The sequence below is a fragment of the Oceaniserpentilla sp. 4NH20-0058 genome (genome assembly GCF_040371755.1).
Classification (GTDB): domain Bacteria; phylum Pseudomonadota; class Gammaproteobacteria; order Pseudomonadales; family Oceanobacteraceae; genus Bermanella.
On the sequence record NZ_BAABWE010000019.1, the window covers coordinates 1 to 3,425 of the forward strand.

At 49.1% G+C, this 3,425-nt stretch carries 2 rRNA genes; both read left to right on the top strand.

Annotated elements, in window-relative coordinates:
* Positions 1-219: 219 nt before the first annotated feature.
* A 23S ribosomal RNA gene (locus ABWV45_RS15390) occupies positions 220-3,106 on the top strand.
* Between the two features lie 201 nt (positions 3,107-3,307).
* A 5S ribosomal RNA gene (gene rrf / locus ABWV45_RS15395) occupies positions 3,308-3,423 on the top strand.
* Positions 3,424-3,425 lie beyond the last annotated feature (2 nt).

Below are 3,425 nucleotides of genomic sequence, written 5' to 3' on the forward strand. Positions count from 1 at the left end.
ACTTCGGTTTTGATTTTAATTGAATGATTGAAACGTTCTTATGAATCTTCCTAGCCGAATGATTCATAAAAACACCATAGTAACAATCAAGCGCGATCCGGTAGAACGCAAGTTCTTATCAAGTGCGAAAACACTTAAAAATATATCGTAATGTTGTTTGATGATCTTAAATTTTCAATGTCTTTATCAAAAGGGGATTGAGAAAGTTTTGGGTTATATAGTCAAGCGACTAAGCGTACACGGTGGATGCCTTGGCAACTAGAGGCGATGAAAGACGTTGTAGCCTGCGATAAGCTACGGTGAGGTGGCAAACAACCTTTGACCCGTAGATTTCTGAATGGGGAAACCCACGACTTCGGTCGTATCTTTAACTGAATACATAGGTTAAAGAGGCAAACCTAGGGAACTGAAACATCTAAGTACCTAGAGGAAAAGAAATCAAATGAGATTCCCTTAGTAGCGGCGAGCGAAAGGGGAGCAGCCCTTAAGCTGTAATGTAGGTAGGAGAAGGCTCTGGAAAGTGCCGCCATAGTGGGTGATAGCCCCGTATCTAAAACCTTATTTACAGTGAAATCGAGTAGGTCGGGACACGTGATATCTTGACTGAACATGGGGGGACCATCCTCCAAGGCTAAATACTCCTAGTTGACCGATAGTGAACCAGTACCGTGAGGGAAAGGCGAAAAGAACCCCGGTGAGGGGAGTGAAATAGAACCTGAAACCGTGTACGTACAAGCAGTGGGAGCAGACTTGTTCTGTGACTGCGTACCTTTTGTATAATGGGTCAGCGACTTATATTCAGTAGCAAGGTTAACCGTCTAGGGGAGCCGTAGGGAAACCGAGTCTTAATAGGGCGTTCAGTTGCTGGGTATAGACCCGAAACCCGGCGATCTATCCATGAGCAGGTTGAAGATTGAGTAACATCAATTGGAGGACCGAACCCACTGTCGTTGAAAAGCCAGGGGATGACTTGTGGATCGGAGTGAAAGGCTAATCAAGCCGGGAGATAGCTGGTTCTCCTCGAAATCTATTTAGGTAGAGCGTCACGTATTACCCACGGGGGTAGAGCACTGTTAAGGCTAGGGGGTCATCCCGACTTACCAACCCTTTGCAAACTCCGAATACCGTGGAGTACAGCGTGGCAGACACACTGCGGGTGCTAACGTCCGTAGTGAAAAGGGAAACAACCCAGACCGTCAGCTAAGGTCCCAAAGTTATGGTTAAGTGGGAAACGATGTGGGAAGGCCCAGACAGCTAGGAGGTTGGCTTAGAAGCAGCCACCCTTTAAAGAAAGCGTAATAGCTCACTAGTCGAGTCGGCCTGCGCGGAAGATATAACGGGGCTCAAACCATACACCGAAGCTACGGGTTCATCGAATGATGAGCGGTAGAGGAGCGTTGTGTAAGCCGTCGAAGGTGAACTGAGAAGTTTGCTGGAGGTATCACAAGTGCGAATGCTGACATGAGTAACGATAAGGGGGGTGAAAAACCTCCCCGCCGGAAGACTAAGGGTTCCTGTCCAATGCTAATCAGGGCAGGGTTAGTCGGCCCCTAAGGCGAGGCTGAGAAGCGTAGTCGATGGGAAACGGGTTAATATTCCCGTACTTGTAATTACTGCGATGGGGGGACGGAGAAGGCTAATCGATCCAGGCGTTGGTTGTCCTGGTTTAAGGTTGTAGGCTTGACACTTAGGCAAATCCGGGTGTCTTTAAGGCTGAGAACTGATGACGGTGAGACTACGGTCTCCGAAGTCGATGATGCCCTGCTTCCAAGAAAAGCCTCTAAGCTTCAGGTAATTGCGAACCGTACTCTAAACCGACACAGGTGGTCAGGTAGAGAATACCAAGGCGCTTGAGAGAACTCGGGTGAAGGAACTAGGCAAAATGGTACCGTAACTTCGGGAGAAGGTACGCCCTGGACTGTGATAAGACTTGCTCTTTGAGCGGTCCGGGGTCGAAGATACTAGGTGGCTGCGACTGTTTATTAAAAACACAGCACTCTGCAAACACGAAAGTGGACGTATAGGGTGTGACGCCTGCCCGGTGCCGGAAGGTTAATTGATTGGGTTAGCTTCGGCGAAGCTCATGATCGAAGCCCCGGTAAACGGCGGCCGTAACTATAACGGTCCTAAGGTAGCGAAATTCCTTGTCGGGTAAGTTCCGACCTGCACGAATGGCGTAACGACGGCCACACTGTCTCCACCCGAGACTCAGTGAAATTGAAATCGCAGTGAAGATGCTGCGTACCCGCGGCTAGACGGAAAGACCCCGTGAACCTTTACTATAGCTTCACAGTGGACTTTGATATTACTTGTGTAGGATAGCTGGGAGGCTTTGAAGCGTGATCGCCAGATTGCGTGGAGCCAATCTTGAAATACCAGCCTGGTAATATTGAGGTTCTAACTCAGGTCCCTAATCGGGATCGAGGACACTGTGTGGTGGGTAGTTTGACTGGGGCGGTCTCCTCCCAAAGAGTAACGGAGGAGCACGAAGGTTGGCTAAGCATGGTCGGAAATCATGCGGTTAGTGTAATGGCACAAGCCAGCTTAACTGCGAGACAGACACGTCGAGCAGGTACGAAAGTAGGTCATAGTGATCCGGTGGTTCTGTATGGAAGGGCCATCGCTCAACGGATAAAAGGTACTCCGGGGATAACAGGCTGATACCGCCCAAGAGTTCACATCGACGGCGGTGTTTGGCACCTCGATGTCGGCTCATCACATCCTGGGGCTGAAGCCGGTCCCAAGGGTATGGCTGTTCGCCATTTAAAGTGGTACGCGAGCTGGGTTTAGAACGTCGTGAGACAGTTCGGTCCCTATCTGCCGTGGGCGTTTGAGATTTGAGAAAAGTTGCTCCTAGTACGAGAGGACCGGAGTGAACGAACCTCTGGTGTTCCGGTTGTCATGCCAATGGCATTGCCGGGTAGCTATGTTCGGACAGGATAACCGCTGAAAGCATCTAAGCGGGAAGCCCCTTTCAAGATGAGATCTCACTAACACTTCGAGTGTTCTGTAGGGCCGTTGAAGACTACAACGTTGATAGGCTGGGTGTGGAAGCGTTGCGAGGCGTTGAGCTAACCAGTACTAATTGCCCGTGAGGCTTGACTATATAACGCCAAAACTGATCTGCGGATATATGTTCCAGACATATCCGCATACCTACATCCATGTAGGCAAACGACAGTACGATAAAAGCTGTAAACAGCACGATCAAACTTGATTGATACAACGTGTAATAAAGTAAGAACGAAGAGAATTTATCCAAAGCATTTGATTAAACGTCTTTAAGACGGGTAGTCATACCAGTTTGCTTGACGACAATAGAGTATTGGAACCACCTGATCCCTTCCCGAACTCAGTAGTGAAACGATACATCGCCGATGGTAGTGTGGGGTCTCCCCATGTGAGAGTAGGTCATCGTCAAGCTT